This is a genomic window from Frankia sp. RB5 (assembly GCF_059816245.1).
Window position 1 is genome coordinate 1 of sequence record NZ_JCBATA010000050.1, and the last position, 20511, is coordinate 20511.

At 71.0% G+C, this 20511-nt stretch carries 16 protein-coding genes; 5 read left to right on the top strand and 11 right to left on the bottom strand.

The genetic code is table 11. From position 1 onward, the window contains the following. The 6 genes from tnpA to AC6EXY_RS23320 form a co-directional block, all read right to left on the bottom strand. Positions 1–229: IS200/IS605 family transposase (tnpA, locus tag AC6EXY_RS23295; RefSeq protein WP_499818131.1), on the bottom strand; the 229-nt coding region annotated here is incomplete at its 3' end. Positions 230–438: 209 nt separating this feature from the next. Further along, a complete protein-coding gene (locus tag AC6EXY_RS23300; protein WP_499818132.1) occupies positions 439–753 on the bottom strand; it encodes an EthD family reductase in 315 nt (104 codons plus the stop codon). 147 nt (positions 754–900) lie between these two features. Then, positions 901–2250: a diacylglycerol/lipid kinase family protein gene (locus AC6EXY_RS23305; RefSeq protein WP_101832200.1), complete on the bottom strand. Its 1350-nt coding sequence runs from the start codon at positions 2248–2250 to the stop codon at positions 901–903. After that, on the bottom strand, positions 2247–3608 hold the full coding sequence (locus AC6EXY_RS23310; protein WP_499818133.1) for an MFS transporter: 1362 nt from the start codon (positions 3606–3608) through the stop codon (positions 2247–2249). The genes AC6EXY_RS23305 and AC6EXY_RS23310 overlap by 4 nt, the downstream gene beginning before the upstream one ends. Continuing rightward, positions 3605–5467 carry a glycoside hydrolase family 15 protein gene (locus AC6EXY_RS23315; protein ID WP_101832198.1) on the bottom strand — a complete coding sequence of 621 codons (1863 nt, stop codon included), beginning with the start codon at positions 5465–5467 and terminating at the stop codon, positions 3605–3607. Before AC6EXY_RS23315 ends, AC6EXY_RS23310 begins: the two co-directional genes overlap by 4 nt. Before the next feature lie 67 nt (positions 5468–5534). After that, positions 5535–6761, bottom strand: coding sequence for a hypothetical protein (locus AC6EXY_RS23320; RefSeq protein ID WP_499818134.1), 1227 nt, complete (start codon positions 6759–6761; stop codon positions 5535–5537). A gap of 344 nt (positions 6762–7105) precedes the next feature. Between AC6EXY_RS23320 and AC6EXY_RS23325 the strand changes: the two genes are divergently transcribed. Beyond that, the gene (locus tag AC6EXY_RS23325; protein WP_101832196.1) at positions 7106–7450 is read left to right on the top strand and encodes a carboxymuconolactone decarboxylase family protein; all 345 of its coding nucleotides are present in this window, start codon (positions 7106–7108) and stop codon (positions 7448–7450) included. Positions 7451–7465: 15 nt separating this feature from the next. Here the strand turns inward: AC6EXY_RS23325 and AC6EXY_RS23330 are convergent, their stop codons facing one another. The 5 genes from AC6EXY_RS23330 to AC6EXY_RS23350 all read right to left on the bottom strand — a co-directional run bounded on the left by AC6EXY_RS23330 (position 7466) and on the right by AC6EXY_RS23350 (position 15003). Further along, a complete protein-coding gene (locus tag AC6EXY_RS23330) occupies positions 7466–8401 on the bottom strand; it encodes a ribonuclease BN (RefSeq protein ID WP_499818135.1) in 936 nt (311 codons plus the stop codon). A 198-nt stretch (positions 8402–8599) separates the two neighbouring features. Next, a complete protein-coding gene (locus tag AC6EXY_RS23335) occupies positions 8600–10243 on the bottom strand; it encodes an ATP-binding protein (RefSeq protein WP_499818136.1) in 1644 nt (547 codons plus the stop codon). A 43-nt stretch (positions 10244–10286) separates the two neighbouring features. After that, a protein-coding gene (locus AC6EXY_RS23340; protein ID WP_423748180.1) for an IS3 family transposase occupies positions 10287–11791 on the bottom strand; the annotation gives its coding sequence in 2 pieces (ribosomal slippage) (positions 10287–11440 and positions 11440–11791; 1506 coding nt in all). A 261-nt stretch (positions 11792–12052) separates the two neighbouring features. After that, positions 12053–13663: a N,N-dimethylformamidase beta subunit family domain-containing protein gene (locus AC6EXY_RS23345; RefSeq protein WP_499818137.1), complete on the bottom strand. Its 1611-nt coding sequence runs from the start codon at positions 13661–13663 to the stop codon at positions 12053–12055. Between the two features lie 92 nt (positions 13664–13755). After that, positions 13756–15003, bottom strand: coding sequence for a cytochrome P450 (locus AC6EXY_RS23350; protein ID WP_101830175.1), 1248 nt, complete (start codon positions 15001–15003; stop codon positions 13756–13758). A 396-nt stretch (positions 15004–15399) separates the two neighbouring features. Between AC6EXY_RS23350 and efeO the strand changes: the two genes are divergently transcribed. The 4 genes from efeO to AC6EXY_RS23370 all read left to right on the top strand — a co-directional run bounded on the left by efeO (position 15400) and on the right by AC6EXY_RS23370 (position 20492). After that, the gene (efeO, locus tag AC6EXY_RS23355) at positions 15400–16677 is read left to right on the top strand and encodes an iron uptake system protein EfeO (RefSeq protein WP_499818138.1); all 1278 of its coding nucleotides are present in this window, start codon (positions 15400–15402) and stop codon (positions 16675–16677) included. A gap of 584 nt (positions 16678–17261) precedes the next feature. Next, positions 17262–17918, top strand: coding sequence for a ferric reductase-like transmembrane domain-containing protein (locus AC6EXY_RS23360; RefSeq protein ID WP_101830169.1), 657 nt, complete (start codon positions 17262–17264; stop codon positions 17916–17918). Beyond that, on the top strand, positions 17899–19107 hold the full coding sequence (locus tag AC6EXY_RS23365; protein ID WP_499818139.1) for a ferredoxin: 1209 nt from the start codon (positions 17899–17901) through the stop codon (positions 19105–19107). The genes AC6EXY_RS23360 and AC6EXY_RS23365 overlap by 20 nt, the downstream gene beginning before the upstream one ends. Further along, complete coding sequence (locus AC6EXY_RS23370; protein WP_101830168.1) at positions 19107–20492, top strand: NAD(P)/FAD-dependent oxidoreductase; 1386 nt, start codon at positions 19107–19109, stop codon at positions 20490–20492. The genes AC6EXY_RS23365 and AC6EXY_RS23370 overlap by 1 nt, the downstream gene beginning before the upstream one ends. The last annotated feature ends 19 nt before the right edge of the window (positions 20493–20511 follow it).

The window sequence follows — 20511 nt, forward strand, 5'->3', positions numbered from 1 at the left end:
ACGACGGAGAGTGCTTCGGATGAGCCTTCACGAACAGATGCACGTGGTCGGGCTCGATCTCCAACGCAACGATTGGCCAGTCGTGCTCGGCGCACTTCTCGCGAAGCAGCACGTCGAGCCTGTCACGAACCGGGCCGGCGAGCACAGGACGGCGGTATTTCGGGCACCAGACGACATGGTAGCCGAGGTCGTGGACCCCGCCTGCGCCCGCTGTCACCTGCCTGCCCATGCCACCGACTATACCAGCGCGGCCTGTATAACCACCGCCGGTGCGTTCTCGTACCGGATTCCCCTGTCGCCTAAAGGCGACAGTCCCCTCCGGAGGTATTTGATGGGCGCGAAGCATGTGCGGGGGGACAGCGGCATCGTGTCGCGAACTCCGCCTTGTCGCGTCCGCTTTGTCTCCGATGCGCTGACGATCTCCGTCGCCGGCGGTGGTCAGGCGACGATTTCGCTGATCTGCATCTGGGGGGTGGCGTTGGTGTAGTTGGCGATGTCGGCGCCGACGGTGGGGCCGTCCAGTCTGGCCAGCGCGGTCCGCATAGCCTCGAGCGAGTCGAAACGGATGTGCGCGGCCGCGAGGTAGGGGCCGTCCACGGCCCGGTCGATCTCGACGTCGGTGACGCCCATCATGGACGCGATCATGGGGATGTGGCTGGTCCGGTAGTACTCGTGGTCGAACGTCGCGCCCTCGGTCTTCGGGTACAGGACGGTGTAGCGGATCACGGCAGCTCCCTCGATGCGCGTCGACACCCGGCCATCCGGACACCCCCGGACAACCTGCCGGAAGTCTGCCAGATCCGCGGCCGCGACCATGCTTGATCCCGCCGGCCCCATCGCGCCATCCGACATTGTCCATCCGGCACTGTCCATCGAGCACTGTCCATCGAGCACGGCGGATCACGGGAAAGGGGCGCGAGCGTCCCCGCCGCATCCGACCGTCCGGCCCGCGAGCATCCGGAGCAGGGCGGGGACCATGCCGAGGATGCCGGGTCTCGTTACCAGACCGCCCGGGGCGTGCAACGGGACGCGGACGCGCACGGCGGCGGGCAGGGCGTGGAACTCCAGCGGTGGGGGCAGGCGCAGGGCCTCGCCGTCGATCGCGACGCTCAGCGGTCCACCGGAGTCGACGCGCAGGCCCGGGCTGTTCCACTGCTGGAAGCCGGGGAAGCGGTCGATGGCGCCCATCGCCTCCAGGGCGACGAGTCTCGGCAGGTCCTGGGCGCGGTCGATGCGCAGTGCCACGATGCCGAGCCGGCCGCCGTCCAGTCGAGGCCGCACACCGAACCCGCCGAGGCTGCGCACCTGGTACGGATTGTTCGACACCAGCAGGACGTCGGCGGTCCCGGCGCCGACGCCGGCGGCCCCGCCGCCGTGGGCGGGGGTGGGGAAGCGCAGGTCCGGGGGCTCGTGGCCGGGTCCGAGGAGGTCCGGCAGCAGGTCCGCCGCCGTGCTGATCTTGGCCTCTCGGTAGTCGTCGGACTGCACGATCTCCGCGTAGACGCCGAGCGACACGTTGTTCACGAACACCCGGTCGCCCACCTGGCCGAGGTCGACCCGTCGTTCGACGGCCTCGCCGAACGCGTCGAGCGCACCCGCCACGTCCCGCCGGTCCAGCCCGAGGTCGAGGGCGAAGTGGTTGCGCGTCCCCGCCGGCACGCACACGTAGGCGAGCCCGCGCCGCCGCGCCACGTCGGCGACCACGGCCTGCGAGCCGTCACCGCCCGCCATGCCCACGACGTCGGCCCCGCGGTCGGCGGCCGCCTCACACAGCGACCGCAGGTCCGCGCCAGCCGTCAGCATCACAACGCCGACGCCGCGCCGGGCCGCCTCATCGGCGAGGTCGTGCCGGCCCGCGGCACCGCCGCCGGACCGCGGATTGACGAGCAGGACGCCGCGACGGGCCGGTCCGACGCGCGTCCCGGCCGGCCGATGCCGCCCGAACGCCACCCGTGCCAACGCCGCCGACGCCGCGACCAGACCCACGATCAGCAGCACCCTCACCAGGCCGGCGACCTCGGCGAACAGGATGAGCCCGATCAGCGCCACGACGGCCACCAGCCCGGCGGCCACTCGTCGCGGCCCCCGTCCGACGAGCGCCGCCCACGCCGCCATCACCGTGATCGCGATCGCGGCGACCGTCACGGGCAGCGCGACCGGCCGGTGCACCAGCCCGGCGACCGCGACGGCGAGCGCCGCCGCGAAGCACCCGAGACACCCCCCGGCGGCCAGCCGCCGCAGCCCGCTCACCCCGCTGCTGCCGTCTTCATCGTCGTCCGGGGCAGCAGGGCCGCCAGTGCCAGGCCGAGGAGGCCGACGACGGCGAGGACGACGAGGGCGACGGCGTAGGCGTGGCCGGTCAGGCCGGCGACGAGGATCGTGCCGGCGATGGCGGTACCGAGCGACGAGCCGAGGTTGGACACGCTGCGGGACAGCCCGGAGATCTCGCCCTGCCGCTCCTGCGGGAACGCCGACTGCACGATGTTCACCGACGGCGTCAGCATCGCACCGATGCCGAGCCCCGTCAGCCCCAGCCCGGGCACGGACCCCCACGGGTTGTTCGTCACCGCGGCCAGCGCCAGCAGGACGGCGGTGCCGGCGACGGCGAGCGCGAACCCGGCCATGATCAGGTTGCGCTGCGGCCAGCGGCGGGCGAGGCGCTCGGCGGTGAGCGACGACACGAGCACGCCGATGGTGGCCGAGGTGAAGATGAGGCCCGTGGCGATCGCGCTGTAGCCGCGGACGACCTGCAGGTACGCGGAGACGGTGAACGAGGTGCCCATCAGCATCAGCCACTGTGCGTTCTGGGTCGCGAGCCCGAGGTTGGACGTCCGGTCGCGCAGCAGCGCCGTGGACAGCAGCGGCTCCCGCCCGGCACGTTCCTCGGCGCGCACCCAGCAGACGAACCCGGCCAGGACAGCGACCCCCGCCGCCAGCAGCAGGGCTGTGGCCAGCAGGTTGTTGTCGGCGGCGAGCACGCCCGTCACGACCAGGACGAGACCGGCGGCGGACAGGCAGGCGCCGACGGTGTCGAAGTGCCGGGTGCGGTCCGGCGGGACCGGGTCGGGAACGGAGCGGCTGAGCACCACGATCAGCGCGACGATCAGTGCCTGGAAGACGAACGCGGCCCGCCAGCTGATCGCCGAGGTGATCAGTCCGCCGATGAGCGGCCCGGCCGCCGCGCCGACGCCGCCCGCGGCCATGATCACCCCGAAGGCGTGGGCCCGGGCGGCGAGATCGGTGAAGATCATCGTCGTCAGGATGTAGACCGGGGGGATCAGCAGCGCGGTGCCGACGCCCTCGAGGATCGAGTTGCCGAGGATAAGCACGCCGAGGCCCGGGGCGACGGCGCTGAGCACGGCGCCCGCCCCGTACAGGGCGAGTCCGGCGAGCAGGCAGGGCCGGCGGCCGTACCGGTCCGTCAGCTTGCCGCCGGGAATCATCAGCGCCGCCATCACCAGCAGGAAGATCGTGATGGTGACCTGGACGCCCTGCACGGTCGTGTCCAGGTCGTCGCTGATGTCCTTGATCATGACGTTCATGTTCGACCCGGCGAAGCTGCAGACGAACTGTGCGAGCGCCAGCGGCGCGAGGATCCGCTTCGTCATGCGCGGGCCGAGGCGGCGGCTGGCGGCCGGCTCTCGGCGCGGTCGAGTTCCTCGTCGAGGGCGAGGGCCGCGTCGATGAGGGCCAGGTGGGTGAAGGCCTGCGGGAAGTTGCCGAGCTGCTCCCCCGACGGCCCGATCTCCTCGGCGAACAGGCCGACGTGGTTGGCGTACGTCAGCATCTTGTCGAAGGCGTACCGGGCCTGGACGAGCCGCCCGGCCCGGGCGAGCGCCGCGACGTACAGGAAGCTGCACAGGTTGAACGTGCCCTCGGCGCCGCGCAGCCCGTCCGGCGACGCCTCGGGGTTGTACCGGTAGACGAGGCTGTCGCTGACCAGCTCGCGCTCCATCGCGTCCAGGGTGGACAGCCACGCCGGATCCACCGGCGACAGGAAGCCGACGCGCGGCATGAGCAGCAGCGACGCGTCGAGGACATCGGTGTCGAAGTGCTGGATGAACGCCTCCCGCTTCGGGTTCCAGCCGCGGTCGAGGATCTGGTCGAAGACGGCGTCGCGGGCCCGGGTCCAGCGGGCGACGTCCGCCGGCCGGGAGAACCGGGCGGCCAGACGCAGGCCGCGGTCGAAGGCGACCCAGGTCATCAGCCGGCTGTAGGTGAAGTTCTGCCGGCCGCCGCGGGTCTCCCAGATGCCCTCGTCGGGCCGGTCCCAGGCGTCGGCGAGCCAGTCGAGCATCCCGGCGAACGCCCGCCAGCCCTCGATCGCGCCGACGTCGCCGGTGGCCGCCAGCGCGTAGGTGGCCTCCCCGTAGATGTCGAGCTGGATCTGGTCGGCGGCGGCGTTGCCGGCCCGCACCGGTGCCGAGCGCCGGTAGCCCTCCAGATGGTCGAGCGTCTCCTCGGTGAGGTAGGGGTCGCCGTCGACCCGGTACATGATCTGCAGCGGTTCGCCGGACGTCGACACGCCCGCGGCCACCCGGTCGCGCAGCCAGTGACGGAAGTCGTGCGCCTCCCGGGTGAACCCGATGTCGATCAGCGTCCGCACGGACAGCGACGCGTCGCGGATCCAGGTGAAGCGGTAGTCCCAGTTGCGTTCGCCGCCGATCTGCTCGGGCAGCCCCATGGTCGCCGCGGCGATCGGGGCACCGGTCGGGGCGTAGGTGAGCAGCTTCAACGTGATCGCCGAGCGGTTCACCATGTCCCGCCAGCGGCCGCGGTAGGTGCACGCGCGCAGCCAGTCGATCCAGAACGCGCGGCAACGCTGCAGCTCGTCGCGGATGCCGGCGCGCGTCGACGGCTCGGGCGCGGCGCCGCCGCTCGGCACGCTGGTCAGCACGACCGCGGCCACCTCGCCGGCCTCCAGGGTGCACCGCGCCCAGACGTCGCCGTCGCGGGCCTCGAACGTGATGGGGGCGGTGGCCTGCAGGTGCAGGTCCCCGTGCGGGGCACGGAAGACGGCGGCGCGCGCGTCGGCGTCACTCAGGGTGAGCGTATGTGACGCCCGTCCGTAGTCGAAGCGCGGCTGACAGGTGAACGTGAACGGCACCCGTCCCCGCACCACCCGGGCGATCCGCACCAGCCGGTGCCGTCCGCTCGGCGCGCTGGTCGCCAGCGGCTCCATGAAGTCCGCGACCTCGCCGACGCCCTCGGGCGCCAGGTACCGGGTGACGAGCACCGCCGTGTCCGACAGGTACAGCTGCCGGCCGGACGCTCCGGCCTGCGGCGACAGGTCGGCGGCGAAACGGCAGTGCCCGCCCCGCTCGCTGTCCAGCAGGGACGCGAAGACGCTGGGCGCGTCGAAGCGCGGCGTGCACCACCAGTCGATCGACCCGTCGGCCGACACCAGCGCCGCGGTCTGGAGGTCCCCGATCAGGCCGTGGTCGCCAATCGGCGGATAGCTGCTCACCAGGCACTCCTCCCAGCCGAACCCGCCTCCACGATGCACCCGGACACCACTGAACGCATCTCGACCGCTACCGTGCGCGCAGTTCCGGCCCGCCCGGCGCGGGTGTCGCGGGTGTCGCGGCGGCGGCGAGGATGGCCAGCAGTGCCAGCGCGGCGACGACGACCAGCAGGACGATGGCGACGGTGACCGCCGTCGGGTAGCTCCACAACACCAGCGTCAGCACCCCGGCCGCGATGACGATCCCGCTGGTCAGCGGGCGGTGCTCGGTCAGCCAGCGGCCCACCGCGCCGGTGCGCAGCCCCCTGCGCGCCAGCCTGCTGCCTGTGGCCGAGGTGGCCCGCCCTGTCCCGCGCCGCACGGCCCGGGCGCCCCGAGCCGGTCCGACCAGCCAGCCGGCCGCGATCGCGATCGCGGCGAGGGTGAGCAGGGCCTCGGCGCTGCCGCGCAGGTAGCGCAGCAGGGTGTCGTAGATCGCCGACGCCGCGTCCCGCGTCTGCGCCGACGACGGGACGGAGTCCAGGTAACGCTGGCGCAGCAGCGTGAGCAGCACCAGCAGGACGATCATCATCGCGCCGACGCCGACGCCGCCGGCCATCAGCGCGATCCGCCGGTCCGGCATCAGCAGCACCCCGGCCAGCAGCAGCAGCCCGGCGGCGACGGGCAGCCAGAGCCCGAGCACGTCGAGCACTCGCAGCCAGTCCTGGACCCGGCTCAGTTCCTTCGTCTGCAGCAGCACGATCGTGCGGTCGGAGTCGGGGATCTTCGCCGCCGCGCCGAAACCGGCGTCGACCAGCCGCTTGCGTACCTCGTCGACCACGGCCCCGACGTCCAGCACGATCGCGTTCCCCGACGTCGTGATCGCGCCGCCGCCCGTGCCGGTGAGGACCTTCATCACCGCCGGCTGCACCCGACGGTTCGCCGCCGTCCACAGATCGGCGAACTGGTCGCTGTCGACGACCCCGGCGACGATCTCGTGCACCACGTCGGTGACCGCGGACGACAGCACCCCCGACAGCGCGTCCGCGTGGTCGGCGACGACGGCCGGAGCGCCGTTGCGGCGCAGCACGTCATCGAGCGAACCGGTAACCCCCTTGACGTCGACGTTGTCGACGATCCGCGTCGTCAGCCGATCGATCACGAGGTTCTGGACGGCGGGATCGGCGGCCAGCGGCGCGACGGTCGACACATAACGGTCGGTGTCGGAGATCGACGAGTCCAGCCAGGCGGCGACCACGGCGAACGGCGCCAGCAGCACGGCCAGGACCAGCAGCACCGACGCCCAGACGGTCCGCAACCGCCCCCCACCCCGAGCCGTTTCCATGCCGGCGCCGGTGCCGGCGGGATGCGCATCGTCCTCACCACGGCTCGGCGGAGGTGTCCACGACACGTTTCCTCCCACAGGTCCCGCCGGGGCCCGATCTTGCGGCCGCGCCGAGTTCGGCGCCGTGAGGAGTGAACCAGAGAATGCCCCTTGATCGCGCCCGCAGCGATCGATCCGGAAATTCCGACAAATATCGACAACCCTTCTCGAGAATATCCACGCCGGGAGGACGGAGTTTGCCTGCGTCCACCCCGGGTAGAACTCGCCGGGAATGCGGCGTCTGCCGAATTTCCATTCACCGAATCGGGGAGAGAACCATGACGACGCTGGCACCGGAGCGGACACTTGACGCGATCGCCAACGGCGAGGCACCGGTCTTCGAGGAACTCGTCCAGATGCACCTGGACACCCTCGAGCGGTCCGGTCTCGACGAACGCACCTATCACCTGGTACGGCTGGCCGCTCTCATCGCGCAGGGCTCCGCCCCCGCCTCGTACATGATGAACCTCGCCGCCGCCCGGGAAGCAGGGCTCACCGCCAAGGACGCGAAGGGCGTCACCACCGCCATCGCGCCGATCGTCGGCAGCGCCAGGGTGGTGTCGGCGGCCGGCAGCGTCCTGCGGGCCCTCGGGTTCGAGGCCGCCATCTCCGACGACGAGTAGCAGCGGTCGCTCGGCTCAGATCCGCCGGGTCGGGGCACGGTCACGGTGACCGGCCCGGCGTCCTCGGCCACCCATCCTCCGGAAAGCACGGAGGAGGGAGAGGCCGCTTTCGTTGTACCACTTTCCGACAATGGCCCCGCCGGTCAGGACGACCCCCAGGCCGATCAGCCAGGAAAGCAGCGTGAAGACGACACCGATATTTCCGTAGCTCCGCTCGTTCTGCACTATGGACGACGAGAAGGTCAGCCTGCTGACCACCCCGAGCCCGGTCAGGCCGATCGTGGTGAGCACGGCGGTGGGCAGCAGTTCCCGCCAGCTCAGCCGGCCGAGGACGAGGATCCACGCCCCGCCCCAGAGGAACAGCCCCAGCGCCAGGGTGACGAGCGCCGCCTGGGCCGCCTGGCCGCCGACGGTGCGGGTGAGCACCGCCCCCGCTGCCGTGCTGCCGGCCAGAAAGACGATCAACCCGGCCAGCCACACCGCCTGGGCCGGCAGCCCCCGCCGCCATCCGATCGCCGGCACCCGGAAGACCCGCAGATACACCGACTGCACCGCGGCCGCGAGGCTCAGCCCACCAAGGACCAGCCAGACCACCCCCACCACCGTCCAGCCGGATCGCGCCGTGCCGCCGCCCTGCGGCGCGAAGAGCCGTTCGACGGCCAGCGCCGCGTCATGATCGAGCCCCATCCGCCGCACGACGATCTCCGCGGCGCCACCCGGCCGCAACGGCGACACCGCCGCCAGCGTGATGATGAACGGAAAGAACATCATCAGAGTCAGCGCGGCCAGGTTCATCGCACCGTTGATCAGATCCCCTTCGTGCAGCCTGCGCCCCAGTTCCTCGGCCGCCGACCCACGCAGCCGCCCCCGCACCCGCTCGCGCACCCGCTCCCCCACCGCGGCGGCCCGCCCGGCCTGCCCGACCGCCCACCCGGGAACGCGCCCACCCACCCGCCTGGGCACGCCCCCGGGCAGCCGCCGCCCCGCGCCGGAGTCCCCGCCTCGATCGGGCTCACGTCCGCTGTCGCCCACATCCCGGCCGCCGGGCATCACGTCCCCCCGCCCCTCGGTGCCTCCCCCGCGGCCAGCATCTGCCGCCGGACGCACCCGCGCACCCGCACCGGGCAGCGATCCGCCTGTCCACGTGGCCTACTCCCGCAGCAACCACACGGCGCGGGGATCCTTGTTCGACTTTCCCGACCAGCGGACCAGACCCTCCTTCTCCAATGCCCGCAGTCGGGACGCCACGGCCGGCCTGCTCATGATGAGACGCTCGGCGACCTCGCCAGTTCCGAGCGGCGTCTCGCTCGCCCGCAGCAGGTCGAGCACGTCCTGACTTCTCGTCGGCAAGCGGGAGATCAGCCTGGGATCAAGGCGAGGAAGCGCGGCGAGCACGAGTCGCACGCTTCCAGCACTCTGCTTGTAAAGCGGATCAGTGAGCCCCACCCGCCGCATCTCCTCGAACATTCTCTTGATTCCCTCGCCCAGCTCCTGTGCAATCCTAAGATCGGCACACACGCGCGCGATACGAGGGTTTCGAGCAAAACGGCTGATGTCGAGCGGGCGCGACGGGTCAGCCAGTCCGGGGAACCTGCCGGGGCTTTCGATCTCGATCCTGTTCGGATAGATCTCGACACGGATGTGATCACCCCCCAGACTGTACGACCGGTGGATCACCGCGTTCACGAGGCCTTCCAGCCAGGCATCGCGCGGAACGATCGCTCGGCCGACGAAGGTCCCCTCGTCGCCCAGCACACGCCGCCTGGGGACAAACTCCTCGATGATGTCGCTGGCACGCTGGATCGACTGAGGTATCGAACCTTCGACCCGTATGTCCGAGCTGTCGTCCAGCCCGAGACGCGAGCCTGTCCCACGCTCAACGGTGAAAAAGCGAAGTATCCGGATGTACGCCTGAGGGAATATGTCCTGTGGGTGCGCACCGAACAGCAGGTAGCCCGCATTCGTGACCCGCCCGTCCCGCGCAAGAAGACTGCGGGCCTCCAGCAGCCGTTCGAACGTTCGCGTGGCGCCGGTCTTCTCTCGATAGACCTGGAGCTGCGCGCCATCAAGATCATTCACCGCCACGCCGGGTGCAGGCATGCCATCGTACTGAGCCTGTCCCTTGTCGAACTCCAGCTCCTGGCGAGCCTGGAATCCGAGCTTCCGGGACTCGTCGCCAATCCGGAGATAACACTCCCCGTTCACCAGTTCGTGCACGCGCTCGCTTGGGTCGACCCGCACGACGAGAAGGACGTCCAGATGGCCGCCATCGTTCCGGCAATTGATCTGACTGAATCTGGCACGGACTGGGGGGCTGGTGAAGTCGATCGGTGCCTGACGGAAGTCGTTGAGCTTCTTCGCCGCGTCCCGCAACCCCTCCACCTTACCGCCGTGTAGCCCGACAACGATAATGCCCCCCTCGGCGTTCGCAAACGCGACGAGCGGAACTGCGAGGTCTTTGGGTGCGATCCGGGAGCTTTTCCGATCGAACCACTGATCTTCGGGCGTGGCGAGCAGCAGCGCTCCGACCTCATCGATCGGGGCCGCAAGCGCCGCGTCGACGCGGTTTGCGGTCACGCGGACCACTCTAAGATCCTTCAGGTCGGTTCGGCCGGTCGGGTCGGACGGGTCGGCGAGCACGCTGGGGCGCGCCCGCGAGGCGGCAGGGGCTTTCATGTAGGTTTCAAGTAGACCGCCGAGGCAAGCATATTCCCAGGTCAGGGGACCAATTCTAGCAAGAAGGATCTTTCTAGTAGTGATGCGCCGACCGGCGAGGGATCGGTGCGCGTCCACCGGCGGAACTTGTCAAGATCTTTAGGACAAGATTCTTTGTGGATTACCCTGTAGTCGATCTCTGTGGGGGGACGACCTCCGATCGTTCGGGGACGCCGGCGGCGTCGGCCTGGTCGCCGGGCTTGTGGTTGATCCCGGCGGGCTTCGGGAGTGGTGGCGGGACCGGGGGCCGGTTCACGAACCGTTCCGGGTGCGCGGCGTAGGCGGCGTCGAGGACGTGGCCGCGGGCGGCGTGCACCGCCTCGGCCTGGCCGAAATACACGACCGCCGGTGCGAGGTAGCCGATTCCTGAATGTCTGTGCTCATGGTTGTACCAGGCGAAGAACCGGCGGCAGAACTGGCGCGCCTCGGCGATGGTACCGAACCGGTCAGGGAAGTCGGGCCGGTACTTCAATGTTTTGAACTGGGACTCCGAGTAGGGGTTGTCGTTCGAGACCCGCGGCCTGGAATGCGACCGGACGATGTCGAGGTCCGCGTAGAGCATCGCGACGGTCTTCGACGTCATCGACGAACCCCGGTCCGCGTGCACCGTCAGCCGCAACGTGTCGACGCCGTACTTCTCACAGGTCTGTGTGACCAGCTCCTTCGCCAGCTCACCCGACTCGTTCGACGCCAGCATCCAACCCACCACATACCGGCTGAAGATGTCAAGGATGACATACAGATAAAAATAGCTGTGTTTCGACGGTCCCTTGATTTTCGTGATATCCCAGGTCCACACCCGGTTGGGTGCCGCCGCGAGCAGTTCGGGCTTCACGTGCGGCGGGTGCGTGGCCTGGCCGCGACGCTCCCCGGTCTGGCCCTCGGCGGCCAGGATCCGGTAGAACGTCCGCCAGGACGCCAGGTAGACGCCCTCATCGAGCAGCGTCGCCCACACCGACGCCGGCGACATGTCCGCGAACCGCTCCGAGTTGAGAACCGCCAGAACCTCGGCGCGTTCACCGGGAGAAAGGGCCCGCGGCTGCACGCGTTCGCTGTACGGCTTCGGCGACCGCCGCGCCGCCGCCACAGGCGGACGGTGACGCCGGTAGAACGTCGCCCGTGACCGCCCCGTCAGCTCACAGGCCTTCGCCGGCCCGACGACCCCGGCCAACTCCACAGCACACGCCTCGGCTATCCGTTCTCCTTCCGCGGCGACTCCCGGGAGACGTCGGGAATGCTCTCGGAGAGCGCCTCCAAGAGCGCGTTGGCTTTTCCCATAATATCAATCACGCGCCGGGACGCCTCAAGCTCCTTCTCCTGCCGGGCCAGCCGGGCCCGCAGCTGCTCGATCTCCTTGTCCCGTGGATCGGACGCCGGCCGGCCCCGCGGCCTCGACAAAGCCTCCGCCGCACCCTGATCCCGCGCCCGACGCCATTCCACCAGATGCGCAGAATACAACCGCTCCCGGCGAAGAATCGCACCCTTCTCACCATGCCCGGCCGCGTCATACTCCGCCAGAATCCGCGCCTTGTACTCCGCCGTGAACGTCCGCCGCTTCGCCTTCGGCTCGACCTCCGGATCAGGCCGCGCGGACTCGGACTCGCTCACCCGACCATCATCGACCAGACCCCGCCCGGCCGTCACCACCATCGCCACGATCAACCTCTCCCAACCCCGCCCACGCTAGCCTAGATGGAACATAACATCTGTCTCATCTCATCTTGGCAGGTAGGGCGGCGAGGTACCGCGGCGGCCAACGGGTGGACACGATCGCGGCTCAGGGAGAGGGCGCGACGGCGACGCTCGACTGGGCGGCAGGGACGAGCAGGCGGGGCGTTCGCGCGGGGTCCCGCGACGTACATGGGTGGTCGCCCTCGCCGGGGTGGCTCAGTTGTTCTCGCCGGGCGCGGCGACGGCCCGGTCGTCGGCGGGGACGGCGTCGACGGCCGGGTGCGTCCGGCCGGCGGGGCCGGCGGCGAAGGCGGTCAGCAGGGTGGTGGTGATCCGGGTGATGGGCTGCTGGATGGCGGGGCCGTGGGCGCCGGGGCCGCAGACGTCGGCGAGCGCGCACACCCAGGCGCTGGTGCCGCTGTCGAACACGCCCGCGCCGGACGGCGCCGAGTAGTACGAGACGTCGGAGTGGTCGGGGGCGCCGCGGCAGGTGATGGGCGAATGGGCGATCACCTCGATGGGGTGCGGCGTCGGGTAGGCGTCGTCGACCCGGTCGTACTCGGAGCCGATCAGGCCGGGCAGCCGGGCGCCGGCGGCGAGCCCGGTGCCGGCGAGCAGCCAGGACTGCGGGCGGGAGATCACCATGTCGCCGTGGACGGGATTGCACTGGTACATGCCGCCGGTCAGGGAGCTCTCCGGGTTCGCCCGCGGCGGCGACGGCCAGTTCGCGGTGATCCGCGCGTCGTCACGGCCGTAGACGGGATCCTCCTGGGCGACCTTGTAGGCCGTTTCCAGCCGGTCGGCGCCGAGCGGCGACGGGTCGAGCCGGATGCGCCGGTAGACGGCGTTCGCGCCGAGGAACGCGAGGTTGGTGCCGCGGTCGCGGGCTGCGGTCAGCGCGGTGCGCATCGCCGGGGAGTAGTACTCGTCGTGGCCGAGGGAGATGACGGCGCGGGCGCCGTCGAGCAGATGCGGGTCGGCGTGCAGGTCAACGTCGGTCTCGTAGTCGACCGGCAGGTTCAGCCGCTCGGCGAGGGCGACGAGGGGCTGCTCGTTGCCGGTGAAGTCGGCGGCGCCGTCGCCGTAGTCGTAGGGCCGGTCGAACGAGACGACCCGGGCCCGGTCGGCGAATCCGCGCGGCCCGTGGTAGAGGCTGTAGCCGCCCCAGGCGTTGTAGGCCTGCCAGGTGGTGACGGCGTTGAGGATGACGACCCGTCCGGCCGCGCCCGGCCCGCGGACTGTGAGCGGGATGTACCGGTGGTCGCCGGTGGACGCGTCGAGGCGGAACAGGTAGTCGCCGGGCGGCCAGGAGGCGGTGGCGAAGCTGGCGGTGGGCCGCCAGTCGGCCGCGGAGATCGTGTTCGTCCCGGGCGCGTGACCGGGCTGGGCCTGCGCGGCGCCGGGCAGTGGGCCGGTCGTCGCGATGAGCCGGCAGGTCCGCCCGCCGTACCAGCCGGTACGGAACACCGAGACCGTCAGCGACGGCGCCGTCGTCGACACGAAAAGCCGCACCGGTTCGCCCGGCCGAATGCTGACCCGGTCGGCGAAGCCCTCGACCGCGTGCTGCGCGCCGAGCTGGCTCAGCCCGCATTCGGCTCCCGGCCGCCCGTTCTCCACCCGCACGTCCAGGCCGCCCGCGGCCGCCCCCGGACCGCTGTCCAGCCCGGCCGCGGCGGCCCGGCGCCCTCCGGGCCCGCTGGTGGCACTGCCGGACCCGCCGGGCCCGCCGGCCCGGCGGGTTCCGCCGGCGGAGCAGCCGACGAGCAACGAGAGACAGGCGAGCAGGCACAGGCACGTCGCCACGCGCAGGGGCCGACACCGGGACACACCTCATCCTCGCAGAGGGGCGCCAGCTCCCCCGCCGGCAGATCCGATCCGCCCGCTGTCGACGGGCCCGCGGGGACTTGTCCGATGCGCGGTCAGCCCACCGGAACGGAGGCGGTGAAGACGATCGGGAGTTCGTGGACGGCGCGGACCTGGCTCGGGCTGGACACCGGGGGGTGCTCCGGGTCCAGCTCGTAGTCGGGCAGGCGGCGGTGGATCTCCTCCAGCGCGATACGCAGCTCGACGCGGGCGAGGTGGGAGCCGATGCAGCGGTGCGGGCCGACGCCGAACGACAGATGCCGGTTCGGCGCCCGGTCGATACGCAGCCGCGCCGGGGCGTCGAACTCGCGCTCGTCCCGGTTGCCGCTGGCCAGCACCAGCAGCACCCGGTCGCCCTCCTTCAGGGTGACCCCGCCGAACTCGGTGTCACGGGTGACCCGGCGACCGGGGGACACCGCGGCCTCGATGCGCAGCAGCTCCTCGACGGCGGCGGGAATCAGCGCGGGATCGTCCAGCAGGCGCCGGCGCTGGTCGGGATGGCGCGACAGGTACTGCACACTCCAGGCGAGAGTTCCCTGCACGGTGTGCAGCCCGGCGATGAGCAGCAGGAAGAAGAGGTTGACGAGTTCGTCGTCGGTGAGCCGGCGCCGTTGACCTGCGAGCTCCACCTCGGCGTCGATGATCTGCCGGGTGACGTCGTCCTCGTCGGCGCCGATGCCCGCGCGCCGGTCGGCGATCACCTGGCCGAAATAGGCGAACATGCGCTGGGCCGCCCGCGCGCGGGCCGCCTCGTTCTCCTCGGCGCTCGCCCCGGGAATCCCGCGGACCGCGATGTCGGTGCACTCACTGAACAGCGGTGCGTCGCTCAGCGGCCAGCCCATCAGCGCCAGGAACACCCGGGCCGGCAGCTCGTGCGCGAAGGCGGTGATGAACTCCGCCCGCCCGTGCGGGGCGAACCCGTCGATGAGCTCGCCCGCGATCGCCCGGATGCGCGGCTCGAGCGTGGCCATCCGGGTCGGGCTGAACAGCGGCTGCAGCAGGTGCCGGAACACCGCGTGGTCCGGCGGGTCGACCTCGAGCGGGAGCGTGCGGGCGACGCCGTTGGGGACCAGCGAGTTCGGCCAGCTGGAGAAGAGATCCGGATCGCGCAGCACATCGAAGATCTCCTGATAGCCGGTGACCACCCAGTGCCCACCGTGGGCGGTGGAGAAGAGCACCGGCCCCCGCGCGGCCAGCGCCGCGACATCATCCTGGAAATGGTCGACCGGCTCGGTGAGCGCCGGAGAGAACACGTCGAAGTCGACTCGAAGCCGCTCCGGAACCTCATCAACGGAGGTAGCCACGATGACCGTCCACTCCTTTGCGTTCACAAACGGGGGCGCGTTCCGCGAGACGATACAAAGCAGTTCCGGCAGGGAAATCCTAGGGTGCCGGATTCGCCACCGTCAAGCAGTCGCCGACCGAAAGAACGTTCGTGCAGGTTGACGCCCGTGCAGGTTGATGCCAGCCGCATCGAATCGGCCACGGGAAATACGGCCGGCCGTCCCGCGCCCCCCGGGCGTTCTCACCAGGATGAGCGCGGCGAACCGTGATCCGGCTCACCGGAAGCGACGTCCGAGCTGGCGATTCCATGCGACACACCGAAGCATGTCAAGGCGGCATATATCTGGACATACCGTCCTGGGAGCGACAGCGTTGCAGTGCCCTTGGGGGGGCCGAACATCCTTTGTGGAGCACCCATGGATACCGCCACTCCTGCTGGTCCCATCACGTCGCCGCACCCGGGGAGCAGCTCGGACGCTCCCGGTCGCCGATTCGGCGGCCGTCGCCGGCGCGGTCCGGCCGTCACCCTCGCCGCGCTGGCGGCCCTCGCCGTCAGCACCGTCACCGCCGGCTGCGGCGGCGGCTCCAGCGGCTCCGGCGACGGCCAGGCCGCGGGGGCGAGCGGCGCCGCGCCCAGGTCCGGGAGCGCCGCCGTCGCGGTCGCCGTCTCCGTCACGGCCGACGGCTGTTCCGCCAGCCCCGCGAGCGTCCCGGCCGGGCCGGTCTCCTTCACGGTCCGCAACGTCGACGCGGACGACGTCAGCGAGATCGAGCTGTCCCGGGCCGGCGACGACGACATCCTCGCCTCCCGGGAGAACCTCATGCCCGGGTCGACGCGCACCTTCTCGGTCCGACTGGCCGCTGGTTCCTACAGCCTCGGCTGCGAGGGTGCGAAGAACGAGGCAGGCCCGCTCGCGGTCACCGGCTCCGCCGCCGCCCCGACGCTGAGCGCGGCGCAGCAGGCGATCGCGACCTCCTACCACACCTACGCCGTGGGGCAGGCCGGCCAGCTCGTCACTAAGACCAAGGTCTTCACCGACGCGATCCGCGCGGGCGACATGACCGCCGCGATGAACGCCTACGGCCCGGCGCACCTCATCTACGAGAACATCGAGTTCGTCGGCGACCACGTGGACGACGGCAAGCTGGACATGGCCATCGACGCGCGGGAGACGGCCGCGCAGGAGGGCGACGGCGACCAGACCGAATGGACCGGCTTCCACCGGCTGGAGAAGATGCTCTGGGGTGATCGGTCGCTGACCGGCGCGGCGCCGCTGGCCACCCGGCTGGACACCGACATCGCCGCGTTCCGCGACCTGCTCGGGTCGCACTCGTTCACCCCGGTCGAGCTGGCGAACGGCGCGGCCGCGTCGATCGACGAGACGCTCGAGGTCCACCTGCCGGCCCTGGAGGACCACTACTCCCATACCGGCCTGTGGGATGTCGCCGGAAAGGTCGAGTCCGCCAACCAGATCTTCACCCTGTTGCGGCCGACCGTCGAGCAGGCCGACAACGGGCTCGCGGAGCAGGTGCAGACCGAACTGACCGGCATCACCGGCAAACTCGCCACGCTGCGCACCGGCGATCGCTACATCGACTACTCCACCGTCGCGGATCCCGATCGCAAGGCGCTCATCGCCACCGCGACGCGACTCGACGACGCGCTCTCGAAGGTTCCCGCACTCGTCGTCTGACCACGCGGCTTCCCTGCGGCCAGTCCATCATTCAGGGAGATCTTCAGACTTCTTAGGGAAATCTTCAGCATCCTGATGGTTCGGTTCCCGGACTGCCCGGCGCACCACCCGCCTGCCCCGCCCACCCCGGCGCCGACCGGAATCCCGCAGTGAACCCACCCGGCCAACAATAAGCCCACATCGGCATACGGCGGGGCCGGCGCAGAATCGCGACAGCGAGGATGCGCCGTTCCCGCGGTTGCGGGGCCGATCGGCGGGGCGGACCCGGGGGCGCTCTCGACGGGGAGGTAGGCCCAGTACGCATGAAGTTGGGCAGGATGGCACGTTCGGGTGAAGGCTCACCTGCGGGAACCGGCATCGACGCCCTGTCGCCGACCCGCGACCTTCGCGTTCCGCCCACGGACGACCAGGTCACGCCCCGAGTCACAACCCTCGGAAAACTGCTACCCGGCCCCGCCTGTCGGGACGGTGACGGTCGACGCCGGAGACGGGCTCGGGGTGGTATCCGGTCTGGTGCGTATCAGACCCCTCTGCTACCGTTTGTCCCGAGGTGCTACCGGGGGGGATGATCCCGGAGGGTTACCTTGGCGAGCACGTCGCTGAGTACTGCATTGACCGTAGTTGCAAAACCGAAGATCCGCCCTGGGGTCACGTCCGACTCGACCCTTACCCATATCGCCGGCATTCTTGGCTACACCGCTTTTTTCCTGATGGCGGCCACCGTCATCTGGGGTATTCTGCTGGCCACCCGCATGGCCGACCGGCAGATTCGCCGTCAGACCCTCTACGGCGGCCACCTCATGCTGACGGTGCTGGCACTCGGATTCGCGGTCATGCACGCCCAGGTGCAGTACTTCCGCCACGACGTGTACTACACCCAGAGCAAGATACTGCTGCCCTGGCTCGGTGGAGCCGCGTCCTCGATCTCGGCCGGCATACTCGGGCTGGAGGTCGTGGTGGTGGTCACGATCTCCATCTGGTTCCAGCACCGCATGAACTACCGCCGGTGGCGCTGGCTCCACTGGCTCAGCTACCCGGGATTCGTCCTGATCGCGGTACACAGCGCGGTGGCATCGCGAGAGCAGCACTTCGGCGTCATCTGGGCGGCGATGGCGGCCGTCCTGTTCGTGGCCCTCGTACTCACCGTGATGCGGGTTCTCTCGCCTGCGATGAAGCAGGACCAGCCCGACCAGTGGTTCGACGTTGTGGAGGAATTCGAGAATGGGATCTATCGTCGGTGACGATGGTTTTCCGGGCGCCAGGCCCGACGGATTCCGCCCGGCCGGCTGGGCGCCGCCGGCTCAGCGGCTGCCAGAGCGGGCAGCGGACGACCCGTACCTGGCGGTGTACTCGGGCCTGGCCGGGTGGACGAACTCCGCCGGCCAGGCCGGTGGCGCCCAGCTGGTGAGAAACCCACCGCCGCCGTTCCCGCCGCCCAGCGAGCCGCGCCGCGGGAACGACCGCCCGGCCGGCTCCGCGGCCCCCCTGCGGATCAGCCCCGGCGGCATGGCCGCTCCCGCCGGCGGAACCGGCCCTCGCGGCGCCACGCCTCCCGGCGCCGACCCGCTTGGCGCCGACCCGCTTGGCGCCCACCCGCTTGGCGCCCACCCGCTTGGCGCCCACCCGCTTGGCGCCGACCCCCTGGCCGCGGGCCCCGCGACGCCGAGCCCTCTCGACACCGGCTCCTTCGACCTGGGCAGATTCGACACCGGCAGCTTCGAATCAGCCAGGTCGGACTCGGCCAGGTGGGACTCGGCCAGGTGGGACTCGGCCAGGTGGGACTCAGCCGGCACGGTCAACACGGGGCCGTTCGCCACGTATCCACCGTCCACGGGCCAGAACACCTGGACCGTCGCTCCCGTCGTGACGGACACCGGGACCATCGTGAACACCGGGACCATCGTGAACACCGGGCCCGTCGCAGGCACCGGTCCCATCGTGAACACCGGGCCGATCGCGGCTGCCGGCGAGGTCGCGCCCGCCGGCGCGCAGGTCGCCGCGATCGAGCCGCTCGGGCCCGCGACCAGCGGTTCGCATCCGGTCATCGATGCCAGTGGTCCGCTGCCCGTGCCCGTGCCCCTGCCCGTGTCCCCGCCGACCGGGCCCCTCGACGTCGCCCCGCTCGCCGACCTCGGCGGATACGGATACACGCCGATCCGCCGCGCGGAGCCCGGGCCGTCCTTCCAGCCCAGCGTGCGCCGCCGGCAGGGCCGTACCCCCCGGAGGGCGGGACGCTCCGTGGTGAGCGTCGACAACAACAAGTGCCACCTGTACGCCATCTGTCAGATGGAGGCGCCGGCCAGCTTCCTGGTCGCCCAGGACGGCCGCCTCTACTACGACGCCGCCCCGCCCTCGGAGCAGATGCCGAGCGTCCGCCAGGCGGCGCGGTTGTGCCCGATGCAGGCCATCGCCCTGAGGACCGAGCCCTGATGAACTCCCGTCGACGCAGTCCGGACATCGCCCAGGCACTGGTGCGGGTCGGGCAGACCCGTCTCGAGTACAAGCCGCCGTCGCGCCGGGTCGTGATCGTCGGCGCCGGCATCGCGGGGCTGCGCGCCGCCGAGCGCCTGCGAGAGCGCGGCTTCGACGGACCGATCGTGTTCGTCGGCGAGGAGCCGCACAAACCGTACAACCGCACGCCGCTGTCAAAAGCGATGATCGCCCAGGTCGGGCGGCTCAACGACCTGCGCCTGCCGGTGTACCGCGACCTGGACGCGATGTGGCGCCTCGGCACCCGCGCGGTCGGCCTCGACGTCGCCCGCAACCGGGTGATCCTGCCTCGCGGCGAGGAACTCGAGTACGACGGCGTGGTGATCGCCACCGGTGTCGAGTCCCGTCACCTCAAGGGCGCGCCGATCTGGTCGGAGAACGTCTGGGCGCTGCGCGACCTGTCCGACGGCCGCGGCCTCGTGCGGCGGCTCGCGGACAACGTGCGCCACGTCGCGATCGTCGGCACCGGCTTCATCGGCTGCGAGGTGGCGTCCAGCCTGCGCAAGCGCGGCATGGAAGTGTCCGTCATCGGCCGCGGTGACGCGCTGATGGGCTCGGCGATCGGCGCCAAGGTCGGTGGGGTGATGACCCGGGTGCACCGGCAGAACCACGTCAACCTGCTGCTGGGCCGCAACCCGGTCCGCTGGGCCACCGCCGACTCGCCGAAGGACCGCAACCGGCCGTCCAGCGGCGTGCGGATCTGGCTGGACGACGGCAGCCGGGTCGACGCCGATGCCGCCGTGGTCGCCGTCGGCGGGCTGCCGACGACCCGCTGGCTGCAAGGATCCGGCCTGGACATCAGCGACGGCGTGCTGACCACCGCGGCCTGCCACGCCGTCACCGCCGCGCCGGAGGGCGGCGTGCCCCTGGTGGTGCCGTCGGTGGTGGCCGCGGGCGACGTCGCACGCTGGCCGAACCTGCGCATCGACGAGACGCCCCGGCGCGTCGAGCACTGGATCACGGCGTCGGAGCACGGCCAGGCGGCCGCCGACTCGCTGCTGCTCGGCCCGGAGCAGGCGCCGCCGTTCATGCCGCTGCCCCGGTTCTGGACCGAGCAGTTCGGCGTGCAGCTGTCCGGCGTGGGCCGTCCGGGCCTCGCCGACGCCTGCCGGCTCGCCGAGGGCTCCCCCCGGGACCTGGAGTTCATCGCCTGCTACACCCGGGCGGGCAAGGTCATCGGGGCGGTGTCGTGCAACGCGAGCTCCCGGCTGCTGGAATACGCCGACCTGATGGGCTGGCCGCTGGAGCCGGGGCCCGCCCTCGGCGCCGGGGCCGGCGGGGGGTCAGCGGCGATGGCACCGCGCTCGCTGGCCGCCGCCGTCTGAGACCGGGACACCTCGGGGA

Excerpts from the sequence above, each read along its gene's own strand:
- AC6EXY_RS23310 (WP_499818133.1), bottom strand. The coding sequence starts at position 3,608 with ATGACGAAGCGGATCCTCGCGCCGCTGGCGCTCGCACAGTTCGTCTGC.
- AC6EXY_RS23325 (WP_101832196.1), top strand. The coding sequence starts at position 7,106 with ATGACGACGCTGGCACCGGAGCGGACACTTGACGCGATCGCCAACGGC.
- efeO (WP_499818138.1), top strand. The coding sequence starts at position 15,400 with ATGGATACCGCCACTCCTGCTGGTCCCATCACGTCGCCGCACCCGGGG.
- AC6EXY_RS23365 (WP_499818139.1), top strand. The coding sequence starts at position 17,899 with ATGGGATCTATCGTCGGTGACGATGGTTTTCCGGGCGCCAGGCCCGAC.
- AC6EXY_RS23370 (WP_101830168.1), top strand. The coding sequence starts at position 19,107 with ATGAACTCCCGTCGACGCAGTCCGGACATCGCCCAGGCACTGGTGCGG.